Here is an 18401-nt window from a genome sequence, read left to right as displayed (position 1 = left end):
ACTATTGGCTTCTCTATTATCCAGTAGTACTGAATCAGGAAAATATCCTGATTAATTAACTTGTAAACCTGGGTGTAATCATATCCCAATAGAATGAAGTAAATTCAGTTCTATATCAGGATGATTACACTCAGGTTTACGTTTGCTTGTTTAAGTTTGATTGCTTCAGGATAGTAAATCGCCAGGCTTGCTGAATTGAAGTATGAATTTATCTTGTATTGTTTTGGTAATGCCCCCTAAATCCTTTAAATTGGCTGGCAAAAAACGGAATAAGACTGATAATCAGAAACAGATAATCCCCAATATATCAAACCGTAAATCAATCAGTTTATTGCCAAATTGGCGAGACATGCCTAGGGGAATCTGGCTATAGTTATATCAACAGCTAAAACAAAGCTGAACGAAACAAACAAAATCAACAACAAAGAAGGAGAAAATTAATGCTTATTTCTGACCTAAACCATCTAGAATCCGTTGAAGCTAGCCAAGTTCAAGGTGGACTTAAATTAAGCAACAATTTCACCAGCATTTTCAATACTACCAGCACCATCAAGGAAACTGAAGTTTTCAATACCAGCATTTCAGTTCGTGGAAACGTTGGTAATACTGCTACCGCTTCCGGTAATGGTGTAGCTGAAGCTGAAAGCCAATCAGGTAAGAATGTTGCTGCTAAGGAAGAAAGCTTCTTCTTGACTTTTGAGGGTGGTGGCACAACTGCTGCTAAGGCTCAAACTATTGGCTTCTCTATTATCCAGTAGTACTGAATCAGGAAAATATCCTGATTAAGTAACTTGTAAACCTGGGTGTAATCATATCCCAATAGAATGGAGTAAATTCAGTTCTATATCAGGATGAGTACACTCAGGTTTGCGTTTGCTTGCTTCAGTTTGATTGCTTCAGGATAGTAAATCGTCGGCTTTACTGAATTGAAGTATGAATTGATATGGTTTTTTTTTAGTAATGCCCCCTAAATCCCCAAATTTTGGGTGGTCAATTGGCGCAATTATACTGATAATCAGCAACCCATAATCGCCAATAAATATATTCAACTGTAAATCAATCGGTTTATTGCCAAATTGGCGAGACAAACATTTTTTAATTGGCTAGTTTAATGAGAGTGTAAACCAAGCAGGTTTATCAAAAAAAAAAAGCCAAAAGGAGAAAAATAAATAATGATTATTTCTGATTTAAATCATTTAGAAACTATTGTTGAAGACCCCAAGGTTGTGGGTGGCTCTCACTACTTACCACCTCACTTAAACTTTTTCGGATATAGCGGATTGATCAACGTCTATGCCGATATTGAAGGGAGCGTAGCTCTGGTTAAAGGCAGCGCAGAGGCCTATGGGGACAATACTTTTAGCAACATCAAGGGCTATACGAAAACTACTGATAATAGTGCTCACTCTATCGTAAATGGAACCTCTGCTAGTTCTTCTCACTAGTTTTTCTGATAAGCATTATTAATATAGCAATTCTACGACTTGTGAGGTACACAATTTCTAGATTTTAGGGAACAGGGAACAGCGATGCAGAGGTGCGACCCGTGATGGCGAGCAATCCCTTGACCCTAGGTCACGCGGGGCGCGTTCGCCATCACGGAAAGCGCACCTAACAGGAAATCAACGTCAAAGAAGACTGTACCTCATGAGTCCTAGAAACGCTATAAAACTGCTTAGAGTAGTAGTTGAAACTTAAAGCTATCAATGCTCAAGTCTTTAAATATTGGCTTCTCTACAATAAGCCGTTAGTACTTAGTCACGAAAAGTTCCTGATTAAGTGATTGGTAAATCGGGGTGTAATCATATCCTAATAGACTGCATTAATTAAATTTAATTATCTATCAAGATAACTACACTCAGGTTTACATTGACTCAAATTACTTCATTTTTCTGGCTGACAAATAGTGAATCGCTATCTAGTTATCTAAAATCATAAATAACTAGATATATTTCAAAATCGGCGATCAATTTATTTTAAATATGCCAGTTTAATTGGAGTTACAAATGACCAGTAGGTCTAACACACTGTCTAACACACTCAAGTACAAAGGAGAAAATTAACCAATGATTATTTCTGATCTAAATCATCTAGATAATGCTGCTGAACAACCCAAAGTTTTGGGTGCATCCGGTTTTGGTGGTGGCTTCAATTTTGGTGGCTTTGTAATTCAAGGATCTGTTCAAGCCGGTGCTAACATTTTCGGTAACATAGCGAGGGTTAGTGGTGACGCAAAGGCCTTTGGTCCAAATACCTTTACTAACGTCCAGGGTGGTACGTTAACTACTCCCAATAGTTCTCACTCTAGCCTACAGGCAACATCTGCTACTAGTGGTGGCTTCCACTGGTAGTAAATGAATAAGCGTCATTACTCAAATGATTTAGAGTAGTAGTTTATAATTAAATGCTGCGGAAAGATAAAGAAACAATCAGTAACATCTTTATTTCCGCAGCATTAATCAAAATGGTAGCATTGAAGTATTGTTGATTTGTAGTGGCATAGTGTTGAACGCTACTTACTAAAAACGATGCTTACAATCTATCATTTTTCGTCGGTTTTCAGTGTTCCATATATCAATTAAATGATCTCGAACACAATTCAATAATCCCGAGCACAACTAAGCATTATCTGATTTCAGCAGGAGAATCATTCATGAACATTTCTGAATTAGACTATTTCGAGCTGGAGGCAACAGACCAACCTATTTTAGGTGGTTTTGTTTCTACTTATGCTCAAGCCTATGCTGGTCCTGGCGTTGCTACCATTAATGGTAATGCCAATGCGTTTGGTCAGTATACCAATACTTTAGTAACAGGCTCTACCTATGTAGACCCGTACTTTTCTGAAGGTATAGTAAGAGCTCAGGCTAACTCTCGCGGTCCTGGTTACGTGGGTAATTCTGTCTACGATGCCTTTGCGATTTCTGCTTACATTGGGTAACTCAACAAATATATCGCAGCTCTCCAGCTCATAAGCAACATTCCTTATCTTTTTAAGGCAAAAGGCAAGTTACCAATAGTAACAAGAGTTTTAAGAGCTACATCCCTTTTCTGAACCTGTTCTTCTCAATTATTGCCCGCTGAGCTAATCTGAAGTTATTTGATCTCGAAAACGGCAATAATTTTAGTGATTTTTTTCACTAATCAAAATTGTTTTTCACTTATTCCATTCGTGTCGCCAAGGAGTTTAACGATTATGTTTGATAGCTTTCAGTTATGGGCTTTACCTGGCTCATATAAACCAATGAAGTCTAGTGTTTCTGGAATTGAATCTGTATCGGAAGTAAATTCTGAGGGAGCAAGTACTAGTAGTAATGCTCTCAGCATGGATTCCGATGGCAACATGGAGATGAATACAGTGACAGTATCTGCTAGTAAAGCCGTAAATACTGGGGGTATTGTTGGAGCTAGCGCTGGTACTGATGATTTCTCAGTACCTGATATTAAGGAAGCTTTTTTGAGTATGAACTTCTCTAATTGGTTCTAGGGCTGGTACTGATGAATTCTCAGCACCTGATAAGCACCTAAACAAAATTAATTTCCTACTACGAATCTCTGTAACCCTTACATCGTAATGCTTTGAGTTTTGCAAAATGTGTAATTAATTTTGTGCACCTGCTTAATAAGGAAGCTTTTTTGAGTATGAGCTTATTTAGCAGATAGTTTTGAAGCGATAAGCTTGATAAAATTTAATCTAGTTTCTGTGTGCTGGCTCTCAATTAGGATTGAGGGGCGAGGTATTTGGATGAAGGGATAAGTTTTCACTCTAGGTTTGGCTACCAAATACTCCGCCCTCAATTTGGCAACTTGGCAGAGGTTAGCAATTGCTTTTTGTATGATGATAATAGTCAGACGGTTGACTCAGCTGACTCTGACTAAGACTGTAAGTAGTTCTAATTATAGTTAATAATCGGGTGTAATGGTTGATCTTTCCAAAGCATCAGTGACTCCAGAGGAAATGATGTACTCCTTGAAAAAGGAGATGCATCTCAAGGGCATCTGTCAAAAAGTTTTGTATCAACGAGTTATCAATAAAGCAGCTGAAGAAAGAGGGATAACAGTCTCACCAGAAGATGTGCAAGCTCAGGCGGATGAGATCCGTTATGCCAATCGTTTAGAAAAGGCAGCAGAAACATTGGCCTGGCTGGCAGATCAGATGGTGACAGCAGAGGATTGGGAAGCGGGAATTAGCGATAGCTTGCTTGCCCAAAAGCTTGCTGAGTCCTTATTTTCTAAGGATGTCGAAAAAAGCTTTGCTCAAAATCGACTGGACTTTGAGCAAGTTTTGGTTTATCAAATTGTGGTGGATTCTGAGGAAATTGCTCAGGAGCTTTTCTATCAGATTGAGGAAGGAGAAATCAGTTTTTATGAAGCTGCTCATTTCTATGATATAGACCCAGAAAGGCAGCGACGGTGTGGCTATGAAGGAAAGTTGCCTCGCTGGAGTTTTAAGCCTGAGATAGCTGCCGTTATCTTTAGTGTTCAGCCAGGAGAAGTAACTCATCCCCTGCAAACCGAACAAGGATATCATCTTTTCCTAGTTGAAGAATTTATTCCAGCTGAATTAACGGAAGAAAAGTCTAAAGAAATTTTACAGGGTATGTTTCAACAGTGGCTCAATAGTGAAGTTAACTATATGATCCATAGTGAAATTAGTACCATCAATACTGGGGAATAATCCCAATGCTATTATTGCTTTTAGGGACTGAGGCCGTGGGCCACGCGGGGCGCGTTCGGAACAGGGGTAAGTAAATGGCATGTACCTCATAACTAAAATAACTAACTAAAATAACTAACTAGAGTGATGTAACCATGAGACGTTCCCAGACAATCAGAAAATGGATAGTTTCACCAGATGGTACGGTTGTAGTCCAAGCCGAAAGTACAGCAACTGTGTCTGGCGATGAAGCAACTATTATTCAAGAGGTTACTGTCAAAAGAGACTCTAGTGGCAGAATTTATAGCAGAAGTTCATCCTCTTGCCATGCTTCCTCTAGTAAGTAGTTGACATAGTAGGTAGTTGACCGTTCACCGTTGACCCTTGCTTAACCGACTGTGGATTGGGCTACTACCCTCTTTACCCAAAGCCAGATCTGAGCTTTTGATCGAAAGTATTAAGCCCACCACTATCATAAATAACTATCTTCAAAAGGTATCGCCATTTTGGGTGATTTGTTTGGGAGGAGAAAAGAGGCAATCGCTTCTTTTGATTTATTTGTCAGCACTGACGCACTGAGCACTGAGCACGTTCTGCACTCAGCACTCAGCTTCTTCTAGAATTGGGGGTTAGCCAAAGCTAAAGTCAGAGTAGCTCATATCTGCTATACTGACATCTTTAAACAGAACAGTTCCACCATAATCAGAACGGAATAGAGCACCATCTGGAGTATCAATAATCCCACGTTGGGAGATTTCATTATTGAACCACCTGGAGGCATTAACATTACCCCAGCCTTGGAATTCAAACTTATCGACACCCACTTCAAAGTCTTTGATGACATCGAATTCACCGGGTAACAAACTCTCATTCCGTTTGAACACAAATTTATCTGCGCCACGGCCACCGACTAAGGTATCACTACCGCGACCACCAGTAATAATGTCATCTCCACCAATTATGCTATCTTTAGTACTGGGCTGATTGATCTCAATCACCCCTCGCAGATTATTATGCCAAGGATCGCGATCGCTTAAATCATTCCAGGCGCGATCGCCCCAACCCATGACGGCATAGTCTTCACCTTCTGGTTGACTTCCATAGATTGTGGAGTTGTTCGGTTCTCCTGGAGACCAATTCCGATAAGATGCTGACTCACCACTGACCCACTTCCAATTACCTTCTCTTGACTTGTCAGTTAAGCCAATCCAAAACAGTTCCTTAGAACCAAATTTGTTAAACAGCCATGTTTGCTCAGCAGCATCATTAATCGTTACCAGGTTACCACCTAAACGCTTTGCCTCCGCTTGAGCTTCGTCCCAGGTGCCAGCAACAGAAGTTAGGAGATATTGATGCCCACGGTAAACACTAACATTGTTGTTTTGGTTATCAGCATCCCCAGCTATGAAATCGTTACCCGAGCCACCCTGGATGACATCATCATCAATGCCTCCATACATTGTGTCATTACCAGTGCCCCCATACATCATGTCTTGACCAGAGCCACCATACATCATGTCCTTGCCCGAGCCACCCTTAAGAGTGTCATTACCAAAGCTGCCATGGAGTTTGTCGCTACCAGAGTTCCCATATAGCTTATCGTCACCTTGACCAGCTTCTAAAATGTCATTCCCATCAAATCCATAGAGGGAATCATTACCTAGGCTGCCATAAATTTTGTCATTTCTATTAGTGCCACGGAGTTCATCATTCCAGATCGTGCCGTAGCGAACATCTCTACCTAAGTTGTCAATTAAGGTATCTCCTAATAATTTAACGGCACTTTGATTAATTTCCACTAACGTCAAATTAGTATTGCGACTAAAGGTGCGCTGATAACTGCCTGTAACTGAACCCTTGACGAAATCTATGCCATTGTTGCCATTAATATCAAAGCGTTTTGTGGGAGAGTTCAGTCTGATATTGCGACTAAAGCCAAAATCCAGATCGCCGATTCGACGGGAAGAAATTAAATCACCAGAGATGGCAAACGAATCGATAATCTTGGGCTGATTCATCTTATCAGTATTCAACAGGAAAAAAAATGTCCCTGACTTAGCATCAGAATATTCCCGATTGGAATTTTCAATTTCTTTAGCCTTCAGTTCTAAAGCTGCTGAAAAATTGAAAGAGAATTTTTGATTAGCTCTCACTGAAAAATTACCAACCACTTCAGTGCGGCTATTGGCACTGCCCTGAAAAGCTCCCTCAGTACCAACTACAGTACTTTGACTGAAAAGTTGAGAGAAAGCTGGGTCATTGATAAAGCTACTTTTAGCATCAGCAATAGCAGTAGCTATACCACCCTTGACCAAGGTCTCCACCTGGGAATTAGTCAAGGTACCAGCAGGAGCTTGACTATAGTTGGTAAACTGAGCTTTTCCTGTAGCGTTAGCAAAGTTCGGTTTGGAGTTAGAGGTTCTAGGGGTTAAAAATAGAGTGTCTGAGGTCATTAATTTACTTTTTTTTTGGACAACTATAGATGAGAATTATAAATATAATTAATAGATAAAAAACGCCATTTTGGCTGTTTAGTTAATAGCAAATTATCTCCAAACTTTATTATTATTTTTAGTTTATTAGTTATTATTTATTGGTATAAAATTAATTAATTACTGGTAATAGTGGTTTGATTACCGATTACCAATTACCGATTACCAGGACACCATCAACTGCTAGTAAGAATATTGATATGAAAAAAGAGGCGATCGCATTGCGATCGCCTCTTTTGTTTAGACCTCTTGGCGAAATACCGATTAGGGGAAGGATTTGGAGCTAAATATCGTCGTTTTTCCAATAACTCTCTTCCCAAATGCTTCGCCCCTAGGACTCGATTTTAGCCCAAGTGGAAGTCAGAATGCTTAAGCTGGTTTAGACTCACACCTTCAAACAAGACTTCTCCACCTTTTGCGTCAGATAAGAGAGCGCCATTACTAGTATTAGTAAGGTAACCCTGATTTATCCCATTGTTGTACCAAGTTTTGGAGTCAATTCGACCAAAACCTTGGAATTTAACCTTATCTAAACCAACTTGGAAGTCTTTGATGATATCGAAGTCATCTCCAAGCAAGCTATCGATCCGATTGAACACAAATGTGTCAGCGCCATTGCCACCAACCATGGTGTCACTGCCACCGCCACCTACCAAAGTGTCGTCATCAAAACTGCCATGGAGTTTATCATCACCAAACCCTCCATTCAGCTTATCGTTACCTTGACCCCCTTCCAGGATGTCATCACCAGTAAGTCCTTGAATCGAATCATCGCCTAAGCTAGCATAAATTTTGTCATTACGAAAAGTGCCGCGAAGCTTATCATCCCAAATACTTCCATAGCGCACATCCTTGCCCAGGCTGTTGATTAAGGTATCTCCCAACAAACTAACGGCATTGTTATTAACTTCTACGATCGTGATCTTAGTATCACGGTCAAAGGTTTGCTGATAAGTCCCTCGGGCTGAACCCTTGACGAAGTCTACGCCGTTGTTGCCATCAATATCAGTGGTTTTAAAGGGACGGTTAAGGTTGACGTTGCCGCTAGAACCAAAATCCAAGTCGCCGATTTTACGGGAAGAGATTAAATCACCAGCAATGCCAAAAAAACCTTTAATTTTAGCTTGACTGGGACTCTCAGTCTCTAACACCAGAAAACCTATCTTTGAGTTGGCCTCAGAATATTCCCGATTAGGATTTTCAATTTCTTTAGCTGTTAGTCGTAAATCTGCTGAGAAATTGAAAGAGAATTGTTGATGAGCTGCAACAGAAAAACTAGCAACTACTTTAGTGTTACTTTGCGAACGACTCTTAAAACCACCATCAAAACCAGCCGCAGTAGCTTGACTAAATAGTGTAGAGAAGTTTGGGTTATTGACAAAAGTGGCGTCAGCATTAGCAAGGGCAAAACCCACACCATTCTTCACTAAAGTCCGCGACTGAGCTTGAGTTAAAAACCCCGACGCTGCTTGACTATAGTTGTTGAACTTGGCGCTTCCTGTCGCGTCAGCAAAGTTTGCTTTGGAGTTAGGGGTTTTAACAATTGGCAAAAATAAAGTATTTGATCCCATGAAAATCTCCATTTTTATATTGGCTTATTCCGGGAATCATTATATATAGCATTAATTAATAATGAGCGCCATTTTGGCGGCTGATTTTGATGACAATAAGCCGTAAAAATGTTAAGCATTAAGCTATTTATCAGCAGTCAGCTAATGCTCTGGTAGTGATAATATAGCGTTTTTATTTGAGTTGTGAACACACCTCTTGCGCCAAGAGGCAAAAGCCAAGAGGCAAAAGCCAAGAGGCAAAAGAGATCCGAAGTTTTATTGGATAATGAAAAAAGACCTTCTACGTTTATATCTCATTTATAAATTTTCTAGTAAACATTTGGATATCAGTAATCATCTCATGATAAAAGAGGCGATCGCTTAGCGTGCGCGTAGCGCAATCGCTTGATCGCCTCTTTGGGTTTGGCTTCAATGAATTAGAGCAAAATTTAGGAAAAACTGGGAACTAAACCTTATAAGTACTAGTAGGGTGCCTTATTAACACACTTTACAAGTAATCCCAATTTTTAAAAGTAAGATTAAAGATTTAGATGGGAAGATAGGTAGATAGGGAGATGGGGAGATAAAATTTATCTGTAGCCCTATCAGCCTTAAGAATTACTATAAATTTACAGCGTAAGTCCTGTAGGGTATTAGCCATCTGGAATTAAGTTTTAAGCATGGAAGACGAAGTCAGAGTGACTAAGCTCGTGTGCATGAATCCCTTCAAACAAGACTTTTCCACCATAATTTGAATGGAATAGCGCACCATCGTGGGTATCGGTGAGCCGACCTTCAGCAATTACCCCACTGAACCAATAGGAGGAATCAAGATAACCCCAGCCTGAGAATTCAATCTGATCGACACCAACCTCAAAGTCTTTGATGACATCAAATTCACCGGATAACAAACTCTGATTTATCTCAAAAACGAATTTGTCAGCGCCACTACCACCAGTCATCACATCGCTACCACGACCACCAATCAGGTGGTCATCATCATGACCACCGACTAAGGTATCATTGTGGTAACCACCGACTAAGGTATCGTCACCAAAACTGCCATGGAGTTTATCATAACCATTATCCCCATAGAGTTTATCGTCGCCTTTACCGCCTTCGAGGATATCATTACCACCATAGCCATAGACAATATCATCCCCTAGGCTGCTATAGATTTTGTCCCCATAATTAGTTCCATGAAGTTTATCATTCCAAATACTTCCATAGTGGACATCATGGCCCAGGTTATAGATGAAGCTATCTCCCAACAACTGAATTGTACTGGTATTGACTTCTACTACAGTTAAATTGGTATCACGGTTAAACCAACGCTCATATTCTCCTGTGGTTGAGCCTTTGAGGTAGTCGATGCCATTGTTACCATTGATATCTGTAGTTTTATGGGGGTAGTTAAAGTCAACATTATAACTTCCACCAACGTTAAGCTTGCCAACTCGACTCGAAGAAATTAAATTCCCCTTGAAGCCAAAATAATCTAACAGTCTGGTATAACCATTGGTTGTGTCTAATACAAAAAAGTAACTGCCTGACTTTGCAGAAGCATATTCAGTATTGGAATTTTCAATTTCTTTTGAGTCAAGTTGTACAGCGGTTGAGAAATCAAAGGAGAACTTCTCATAAGCACCAACGGAAAAGTTACCAACTACCTTAGCTTTACTGTGGGCAAATACTTCATAAGCGCCCTGTTGACCAACTCCAGCACTTTGAGTAAAGAGTTCAGAAAAAGTTGGGTCATTGATAAAGGTAGCGTCAGCATTAGCAATGGCTTGACTTAAACCATCGTTTACCAAAGTCTTTGCTTGAGCCTCAGTCAAACTCCCTGAAGAACTGTGGCTATATCCTGTAAACTGAGCGCCTCCGGTCGCATTAGCAAAGTTAGGTTTAGGGTTATAGCTTCCAGATTTAAGGGATAAGAATAGAGTATCTGATGTCATAAACGTCTAGGTTGTTCTGTTCACTTAATTAACTTAATTATCAATATTGGTAATAGATAATGGGAAATATAGCGTTTCTATCTGGGTTGTCAACACACTTCTTGCAGGAATTGGTTTGCATACAAGAGGAACCCACCTCTAACCCCTACCAGGAGGGTAAGTAAGGCAAGAGGGTAAAGATATCCGGAGTTTTATTGTTCAATAAAAAAAAACCTTATAGGTTGACATTATCTACAAAAAACGCTATATTATCCAACGGCTAATATCACCAATTTATTGATAGTAAAACCATAAAAAAAATAAAAATACTAGATATGCCAATTTGTCATTTTTTATTATTTGTTTTTGTAAAATTTACGTTTATGAATAGGTAACTATAGGGTTGATGAAGTAAATGTAAACCTAGGGATTATTTTTTTTTTAAATAAAAATAACGATCAATAAAAATAGGTAAGTTAACTATTAATTAACTTATAGCAATTCCGCAGGATGAGCGATAATTAACAATATCCCCGTTCTTTCCTCCCCTTACTTCTCCCCATCTCCCCCTCTCCCGATCAGTTTTAATGATTAGTATTTAAGGGTCGATGATATTACGACCAGATAGGAAGTATCATGCTTTGTAAAGTGGAAAAATTTTGAGGGGTATCACCCCTAGGGTAATTGACAAACCCGATCACACTATTACGGATCACAAAGCTTCTCTAGAAGCTGAGACATAGCTGTTCTTGTGAATTTTATTTAAATTTTCTAATAAGATTTGATGAAGAATTGGTAAAGTACTTGTGATACTATTGATAACTACTAAACTGATTATATGAATAATTAGTTTAGTAAAAATGTTATGAAAACTTGACCAATCTATCTAGCTGGTTAAGTTCAATCTCGCCACTTAACTTCAATAAGATTTAATTAAGATTTCTTGAAGTTATCTTAAAAACCGTGAATTTATCGTCAAAACAACTTGACAGCGCCGATTTACTTCACATAGGATGATTCCGGACATTGTCCTTGGGGTTAGTGCTAAGGAATATTATGTATAAAAGGAAATATGTAAATTAAGAAATATGTAAAGATATTGAGTTTTCACGGGAAAAAACTCATAATTAATTTCACAAGCTTTTCATAAAGTTACCTAAAAAAGGGCGATCAGCCTCCTGGAGCAAGGGTGACCATCAAATTATTACTTATTACCTGGATTAGCTGGGATTGCTTAGGTGGCATCAAACGCCAAACACTTGTCGGATGCCACAGTACTCCTAAGTCAACTCCTAAGTCAACCCCAGGCAACACTACTGGCACTATCACTAGGTCAAAAGGGAGATCAGAGTCTATGTGACCTACCCACAGTAATGTTTGAACAATCAGGACTTGTGCCAATCAAATGGGGTCAAAGACTCCAGCTAACCATGGCGCTAGTCTTGATATAGCAAAACTCACTAACGAAGGGGTTCTAGCTAATGCATCAGAAAACGGTCGGTTTAGAAAAATTAGGGCAACCACCAGATTCCCTTGGCCAATACCCGACCCATAAATCTTCCGAGGTTATTGAACACCTAATCGCGAACTGGTTGGATAAGACGCTATCAAGTACACTATTACCAGATTTTAGTCAATCCTTCCAAATTCATAACTTTGATCTAGGTGATGAAATTATATCCTATCCTAGACGCAAGTTAAGCCAAGATTCTGTTCAAAATGAACCAAATAAGTATTTTTACGTCGTCTGTGGCGGGCGGGTGCGGCTGCTAAGCTTTGATGGGGAAAAACAGCGGGACGTATCCGTACAGGTTCTTGAAGAGGGGGCAACCTTTGGGGCTGAGGAACTGTTGTGTAACCTATCTTATCCTTACCAAGCGATCGCAGGGAGTTCAGGACAGATTGCTCGGATGTCCTTAGCTGAACTGCAACCTTGGTTAGAACAGCTACCGGAGTGGCTCGAACACCTACAGCAACAAGCTCAGCACCGGCAACGCTTGATTTTCTTCAAGACCTTGACAGAATTGCGATCGCTTGACAGCATCAGCCTACAGCAATTGTTGCCCTACCTAGTAGACACAAGGATTTCCGCTGGGGAGTCCTTAGTTGAATCTGGCCAACTCGGTCGTTACTGGCTACGTAGTGGTCAGATTGAAAGGGGCGCAGTTCAAGAGAATTGCCCACTAACCATTGGAAGGGGCGAAAGTTGGGGCTATCCTCAGCCAGTGCCGGAAGATTGGATTGCCCAAAGCGATTTATGGGTAACCCATCTACCAAAGGAACATTGGGAAACTGCCCAACTCCTGGCACCAGTGCTGGCAAAGTTGAGTCCACAGAAGGGTCAAAGCTCTGAAAATGGACACCAGAAATCAGACGCCACTAGCACGATAGTTCACCAAGTCCGTACTCAGTCCGGTCACAGAGTACCGCTAATTCCATCTAACCTCCCTACCAATGGAAATGGTGAAACACAAAGTAACTCGACCCAGGCTGAGTCTGAACTGATACCATTTCCCGTACCGACGAAGCGGCGTTTTCTTCAGGGGTTGTGGCAACGCTATCCCTTCATTGAACAGCAATCGTCTTCAGATTGTGGCGCTGCTTGCTTGGCAATGATTGGACGTTACTGGGGCAAACGATTTAGCTTGAATTCCCTACGGAATCTGGCAGGGGTGGGGCGTGCTGGGTCATCCCTGAAAGGGTTAGCCAGAGCATCAGAAACCTTGGGATTTCAAGCTACTCCAGTCAGAGCGTCTTTAGCTCGCCTAGCGGATCGGAGTAACCCCTGGATTGCTCACTGGCAAGGTGATCATTATATAGTTGTCTATTGGGTCAAAGGGGAGAAGGTACTTGTTGCGGATCCAGCTGTAGGAAAGCGGACGCTTTCTCGACAACAATTTCTAGAGGGTTGGACAGGATATGCACTGCTGTTGAATCCCACTCCCCAGCTAGCAGCGACTCCCAATCAAAAGATTTCTCTGAATCGCTTTTGGGGATTGCTATGGCCCCATCGCATAGTCCTGTTGCAAATTATCCTAGCTTCCCTACTGCTCCAGGTGTTTGGTCTGATTACCCCCCTGTTTACCCAAATCATTTTGGATCAGGTGGTGGTTAACAAAAGTTTTGTTACCCTCAATGTGTTTGCCATTGGTCTAGTCATCTTTGGCCTTTGGAGCATGGGCTTGAGTGTGACCAGACGCTACCTGTTGGATTACTTTTCCAATCGACTCAGTCTTACCTTTGTCAGTGGCTTTATTAAGCATACCCTCACACTACCCCTGAAGTTTTTTGAATCCCGTCAGGTGGGAGACATCCTGACCAGAGTCCAGGAAACTGGTAAAATTCAGGCGTTCCTCACTCAGCAAGCCATTGCCACTTGGCTGGATGTGGTCATGATGTTTGTCTATGTGGGGCTGATGCTCTACTACAACTGGCACCTAACCTTGCTGGTGCTGGCAACAATTGTACCGATTGCGATTTTGACCATAGTTGCCAGTCCATTTCTACGCCAAGTGTCCAGGGAAATATTTAAAGAAGCGGCGGCACAAAATTCCCTGTTAGTAGAAATGATGTCGGGGGTAGCAACTGTCAAAGCAGCAGCGTCTGAACAAGAGGTGCGCTGGCGCTGGGAAGACCGCCTCACGGGTCAGTTGAATATGGTATTCAAAGGACAGAACTTGGCCAACGGCTTAGGGTCAGTGAGTGGGTTGATTAATACCCTCAGCGGCACGGCTTTACTGTGGTTTGGGGCTAGTCTGGTAATTCAGGAACAGCTCACGATTGGTCAGTTTGTGGCATTTAATATGCTCATTGGTCGGGTGATTAGCCCGATTTTGTCTTTGGTGGGACTTTGGGATGAGTTCCAAGAAATCTTGGTATCCGTGGAACGGCTCGATGATGTCTTGACCACCAAGCCAGAAGAGAATACCCAAAAACCCCTGATGCAATTGCCCGCGATCGCAGGCCATGTTCAGTTTGACAATATCAGCTTTCGCTACAGTGAGGATGATGAACAATACACCCTTCAGAACATTTCCTTCGAGGTTGCTCCTGGAAAGACCATAGCCATTGTTGGACGCAGTGGCTCGGGCAAAAGTACCTTGGTCAAGCTGCTCCAAGGACTCTATCACCCAACTACAGGTCGTATTTTGATTGATAGCCACGACATCCGACATATTTCTCCCCAGTCTTTGCGCTCTCAATTAGGTGTGGTACCTCAAGAATGCTTTTTGTTTTCAGGGACGATCTTAGACAACATCACTTTATACAAACCTGAGTATAGTCTCGAACAAGGGGTAGAAGTGGCCAAATTGGCTGAAGCTCATGTGTTTATTCAAAACCTGCCCCTGGGATACAACACCAAGGTTGGGGAGCGAGGGTCTAACCTGTCTGGGGGACAACGGCAACGGATTGCGATCGCCCGAGCCTTGCTGGGTAACCCCAAGATTATGATTCTCGATGAAGCGACTAGCTCCCTAGATACAGAATCAGAGCGACGTTTTCAACAAAATTTAGCTCGCATTAGTCGCGATCGCACTACCTTCATCATTGCGCACCGTCTTTCTACGGTGCGCAATGCCGACTCTATACTCGTCCTCGACCAAGGTCTGATCGCAGAGCGCGGTACCCACTCCGAACTCATGGCTGAGAAAGGTCTGTACTACCACCTAGCCCAGCAGCAGCTAGATCTTTAACCCTGGCATTTATGAAAGTTTGTAAATGTTTTTCGTAAAAAATCGCTCTCGGGGTGATTAAGTATATCCCCCACTGTGTTCAAGATTGACTTTCGCTAACGTTCGTGTTCTCAGTTCAAATCAATACACACAAAACTACCAGTGATTATCGGTGAACTATCATGAACAAACCAGAAGCATCTACCCCGTCTAGAGAGGGACTCCCTAAGGGAGAAACCCCTCACCCTAATCTAACTTCAGCTGAGATTAGATCGATCTATGGAGGGACAGCGGTATCAGCACCACTAGTCCGACCATCACCTAATCATGTCCCAAATCCGGTCACAGCAACATCATCACTAGGAGCTACCAACACTGAAAACTGGTCAACAGCCCTACAAAATCTACTAGATCAGCCACCATCGGTACTGCCCCAGAGACTGCTTTTGGGCGGATTTGCCTTCTGTATGCTCTGTGGGGTTTGGGCAACCTTTGGGCAAATTGACGAAGTGGGTAAAGCCACAGGCAAGTTAGTGCCAAAAGGAGAAGTGTATAAAATTCACCCGTACGAATCCGGCAAAGTGGCCAAGATTGCAGTCAAAGAAGGGGAATCGGTTACCGCTGGGCAAGTCTTGGTGGAACTGGATACAAAACTTGGTGCTACTGAAGTAGAGCGTTTGGAGCAACTGATCAATGCTGACCAAATCAAATTAATTCAGATGCAAGGGCTGATTGAAAACATCCGCCAAGAAGCCCAAACCCGTCAGCAAATTGCCAAAGCGGACATTGACGCACAACAGGCAGCTATCGCTCAGGCACAGACTAAAGTAGCCGCCTTACGAGAACAACTGATCCAACATCAGCAGGCAAAAGTCGCCAGTCAGGACAGACTAGAACGGCTAAAACAGCTCAAGGCGACTACCCAAGCACTGCTCCAGCAACGACAGGATGATGCATTTGCGCTTAAGGAACGCCTCGATAATCTCAAACCCCTGTTAGCATCAGGGGCAATCTCAAAAGAACAAGTATTTCAAGCAGAACATAGCCTACGAGCGAGTCAGCGGGTGATTACCCAAACCCAACTGCAAGAAGCAGCCAGTAACCAAGACCAAATTTATCAAGCCCAGCAGAGTATACGCGATCGCAATAGCGCTATCACCCTCACTCAGAGCGATCTCAACCAGACCTTAGCAGAAATCCAACGACTTCAAGCAGGTCTAACTCAGAAGCAAGCAGAATTCCATCGGACTCAGCTCGAGACCAAGCAGAAACTTCAGCAGTTGGAGATCGAACTGACTCAACTAAATGCCAAAATTGCTGAAAACCGCAATCTGCTAACTAGTGCAAAAGCTAGGCTCAAACAAAAGTTTCTCTATGCACCGGTGGATGGAGTAGTTTCCTCCCTCAACGTTGCCAATATTGGTGAAGTCTTTCAACCCGGTCAAACCATTGCCGAAGTAGCGCCCCAAGATGCGCCCCTGGTGTTATCAGCCAGTTTACCTAATCAGGAGGCAGGCTTTATCAAAGAAGGAATGCCGGTGCAAATCAAGCTTGATGCCTATCCCTATCAGGAATACGGCATCATCAAAGGGAAAGTCACTTCCCTTTCTGCCGATGCCAAAACTGATCAACAACTTGGTTCGGTTTATGAGGTGGAAGTTTCCCTAAACCGTGACTACGTCACAGAAGACGATCAAATGATCCGATTCAAAGCTGGTCAGACAGCCAAAGCTGACATCATTATCCGCCGCCGTCGGATTGTGGATTTCTTGTTAGATCCGATCCGACAGCTGCAAAAAGGTGGTGTCAATCTATAGCAGGACTAACGCTATTTAGCCATCGACATACTGCCTGTAGGGTAATGGGGGTGGTACTAAATCCAGGTCGATTAACCCTGGTGGCACAACCAGTCAGGGAAGAGGAGTACAAGGGAGGGGGATTGACTGACAAGTCGTGGGCAATGCCGAGGGTCGGAAATTTATGGTCAGAGGTAGCATTGAGCACAGTCATGGAAAAGCTGCTTGAATTCCCTGTGGATAAAGGATTTCACAGTTATTTCACAAAATCTGATCAAAATATTCACGAAATCTGATCAAAATCTGATCAAAGTTTTCATAAAGCTCTGTTCAAGATAGTCTTTACTGAGAGTATTTGAAGTGTTTGAGGTTTGTCAGTCAACTAGAAGGGGGTAATAATCTGCTGTTGTCCAAAATGGCGATGATTGATGGAGATTTAGAAGAAGAGAATCCTGAGCTATCAATCGTAATTGATTGGTAAAAAACAACAGGTTGTGAGATTCTTCGAGATCAACCGATCACCCCAACACACCATCTGCGGAGGTTTAACAACTCAAATCAGATTCTTAGATCAGTACTCTAACTCTTCGCTTAATTGACCAACCAGAATCACTGACTATTCAAACTAGAGGTAGAGTTCAAGCGTAAATCCTGCAAATCCAATTCGTTGACCTTCAGATCACAGAGAAATAATCATGAGTTACTCCATGCTTCGTCGTTCTAATCGCCCACTGGGCAAAACCCTAGATCCTGAAAAGATTAGTTTAATTGAAGAAGCAATTCGCGATCACAAGTATTCGTGGGCTTGTGTTTTGATGCTGCGTTGTTTGGGTCTTAACCCCTTAGAATACATACCGTCACGAACCTACTGCCGATTGCGACGGGATAACGAGAAAATGGACTCACTCAATCCAGCTACAACCGACAGCCTCAAGCAGGATCAGAAGTGCTTAAGGAACATTAAAGATCTCGATTATGCAAAGCCCCTTGACAATAGAAGCCAACTAGTGCAAGGGGGCTCTCAAGAACAGTGGTTTAACAACAAATTGCAAAAATTCTACTCAACTACTAGGAATGTAAAATGTTTATAGGGACTGGTAATCTCACCATTGAGGTTAGGGGCGGATAGCTCAATGCTGACAGTCCCCCAATCCCTGAATTTATTTTATTTTTCTTAATTTTTTGATACTGCATAAATTCCATTAATACTCCCAAGTTAGTTTTCCATAACTTGGGTATTTTTCATAACAATTTGTAACATCAAACTATCCATCAAACTTTCCCGCCAAATTGGCG

The 18401-nt window shown here is 41.9% G+C and carries 16 protein-coding genes; 11 read left to right on the top strand and 5 right to left on the bottom strand.

Annotation, left to right across the window (positions count from 1 at the left end):
- The first annotated feature begins 440 nt into the window (after positions 1-440).
- The 7 genes from AC4II3_RS06805 to AC4II3_RS06775 all read left to right on the top strand — a co-directional run bounded on the left by AC4II3_RS06805 (position 441) and on the right by AC4II3_RS06775 (position 5004).
- Entirely contained in the window at positions 441-758 is a 318-nt protein-coding gene (locus AC4II3_RS06805) for a hypothetical protein (protein WP_488016860.1), read from the top strand.
- Positions 759-1172: 414 nt separating this feature from the next.
- Positions 1173-1445 carry a hypothetical protein gene (locus tag AC4II3_RS06800; protein ID WP_488016862.1) on the top strand — a complete coding sequence of 91 codons (273 nt, stop codon included), beginning with the start codon at positions 1173-1175 and terminating at the stop codon, positions 1443-1445.
- Positions 1446-2066: 621 nt separating this feature from the next.
- Positions 2067-2351 carry a hypothetical protein gene (locus tag AC4II3_RS06795; protein WP_488016864.1) on the top strand — a complete coding sequence of 95 codons (285 nt, stop codon included), beginning with the start codon at positions 2067-2069 and terminating at the stop codon, positions 2349-2351.
- Positions 2352-2653: 302 nt separating this feature from the next.
- A complete protein-coding gene (locus tag AC4II3_RS06790) occupies positions 2654-2941 on the top strand; it encodes a hypothetical protein (protein WP_488016866.1) in 288 nt (95 codons plus the stop codon).
- A gap of 255 nt (positions 2942-3196) precedes the next feature.
- A complete protein-coding gene (locus AC4II3_RS06785; protein ID WP_488016868.1) occupies positions 3197-3487 on the top strand; it encodes a hypothetical protein in 291 nt (96 codons plus the stop codon).
- A 432-nt stretch (positions 3488-3919) separates the two neighbouring features.
- Positions 3920-4678, top strand: coding sequence for a foldase protein PrsA (locus AC4II3_RS06780; RefSeq protein WP_488007903.1), 759 nt, complete (start codon positions 3920-3922; stop codon positions 4676-4678).
- Positions 4679-4812: 134 nt separating this feature from the next.
- Complete coding sequence (locus tag AC4II3_RS06775) at positions 4813-5004, top strand: hypothetical protein (protein ID WP_488007905.1); 192 nt, start codon at positions 4813-4815, stop codon at positions 5002-5004.
- A 282-nt stretch (positions 5005-5286) separates the two neighbouring features.
- Here the strand turns inward: AC4II3_RS06775 and AC4II3_RS06770 are convergent, their stop codons facing one another.
- A complete protein-coding gene (locus AC4II3_RS06770; protein ID WP_488007907.1) occupies positions 5287-7110 on the bottom strand; it encodes a lectin-like protein in 1824 nt (607 codons plus the stop codon).
- 176 nt (positions 7111-7286) lie between these two features.
- Between AC4II3_RS06770 and AC4II3_RS06765 the strand changes: the two genes are divergently transcribed.
- On the top strand, positions 7287-7436 hold the full coding sequence (locus AC4II3_RS06765; RefSeq protein ID WP_488007909.1) for a hypothetical protein: 150 nt from the start codon (positions 7287-7289) through the stop codon (positions 7434-7436).
- A 57-nt stretch (positions 7437-7493) separates the two neighbouring features.
- Here the strand turns inward: AC4II3_RS06765 and AC4II3_RS06760 are convergent, their stop codons facing one another.
- The 3 genes from AC4II3_RS06760 to AC4II3_RS06750 all read right to left on the bottom strand — a co-directional run bounded on the left by AC4II3_RS06760 (position 7494) and on the right by AC4II3_RS06750 (position 12037).
- Entirely contained in the window at positions 7494-8720 is a 1227-nt protein-coding gene (locus AC4II3_RS06760; RefSeq protein ID WP_488007910.1) for a calcium-binding protein, read from the bottom strand.
- Positions 8721-9373: 653 nt separating this feature from the next.
- Positions 9374-10657 carry a calcium-binding protein gene (locus tag AC4II3_RS06755; RefSeq protein WP_488007912.1) on the bottom strand — a complete coding sequence of 428 codons (1284 nt, stop codon included), beginning with the start codon at positions 10655-10657 and terminating at the stop codon, positions 9374-9376.
- Positions 10658-11806: 1149 nt separating this feature from the next.
- The gene (locus AC4II3_RS06750) at positions 11807-12037 is read right to left on the bottom strand and encodes a hypothetical protein (protein ID WP_488007913.1); all 231 of its coding nucleotides are present in this window, start codon (positions 12035-12037) and stop codon (positions 11807-11809) included.
- Between the two features lie 80 nt (positions 12038-12117).
- Here AC4II3_RS06750 and AC4II3_RS06745 point away from each other — a divergent pair, with 80 nt between their 5' ends.
- Together AC4II3_RS06745 and AC4II3_RS06740 are read left to right on the top strand one after the other, a co-directional pair.
- Positions 12118-15330 carry an ABC transporter transmembrane domain-containing protein gene (locus AC4II3_RS06745; protein ID WP_488007915.1) on the top strand — a complete coding sequence of 1071 codons (3213 nt, stop codon included), beginning with the start codon at positions 12118-12120 and terminating at the stop codon, positions 15328-15330.
- A 161-nt stretch (positions 15331-15491) separates the two neighbouring features.
- Complete coding sequence (locus AC4II3_RS06740) at positions 15492-17126, top strand: beta-barrel domain-containing protein (protein WP_488007917.1); 1635 nt, start codon at positions 15492-15494, stop codon at positions 17124-17126.
- On the opposite strand, the gene AC4II3_RS06735 is transcribed toward AC4II3_RS06740, so the two are convergent.
- Positions 17116-17319, bottom strand: a complete 204-nt coding sequence (locus AC4II3_RS06735; RefSeq protein ID WP_488007919.1) for a hypothetical protein — start codon at positions 17317-17319, stop codon at positions 17116-17118. The two genes, AC4II3_RS06740 and AC4II3_RS06735, sit on opposite strands and share 11 nt — an antisense overlap.
- A gap of 481 nt (positions 17320-17800) precedes the next feature.
- Between AC4II3_RS06735 and AC4II3_RS06730 the strand changes: the two genes are divergently transcribed.
- Positions 17801-18196 (top strand): HetP family heterocyst commitment protein, encoded by a 396-nt coding sequence (locus tag AC4II3_RS06730; RefSeq protein ID WP_488007921.1) that lies wholly within the window; start codon positions 17801-17803, stop codon positions 18194-18196.
- Positions 18197-18401 lie beyond the last annotated feature (205 nt).

The sequence above is a fragment of the Moorena sp. genome, from assembly GCF_982860115.1.
The sequence above is the reverse complement of the archived record's forward strand: the minus strand, read 5'-3'. Positions and strand labels throughout refer to the sequence as shown.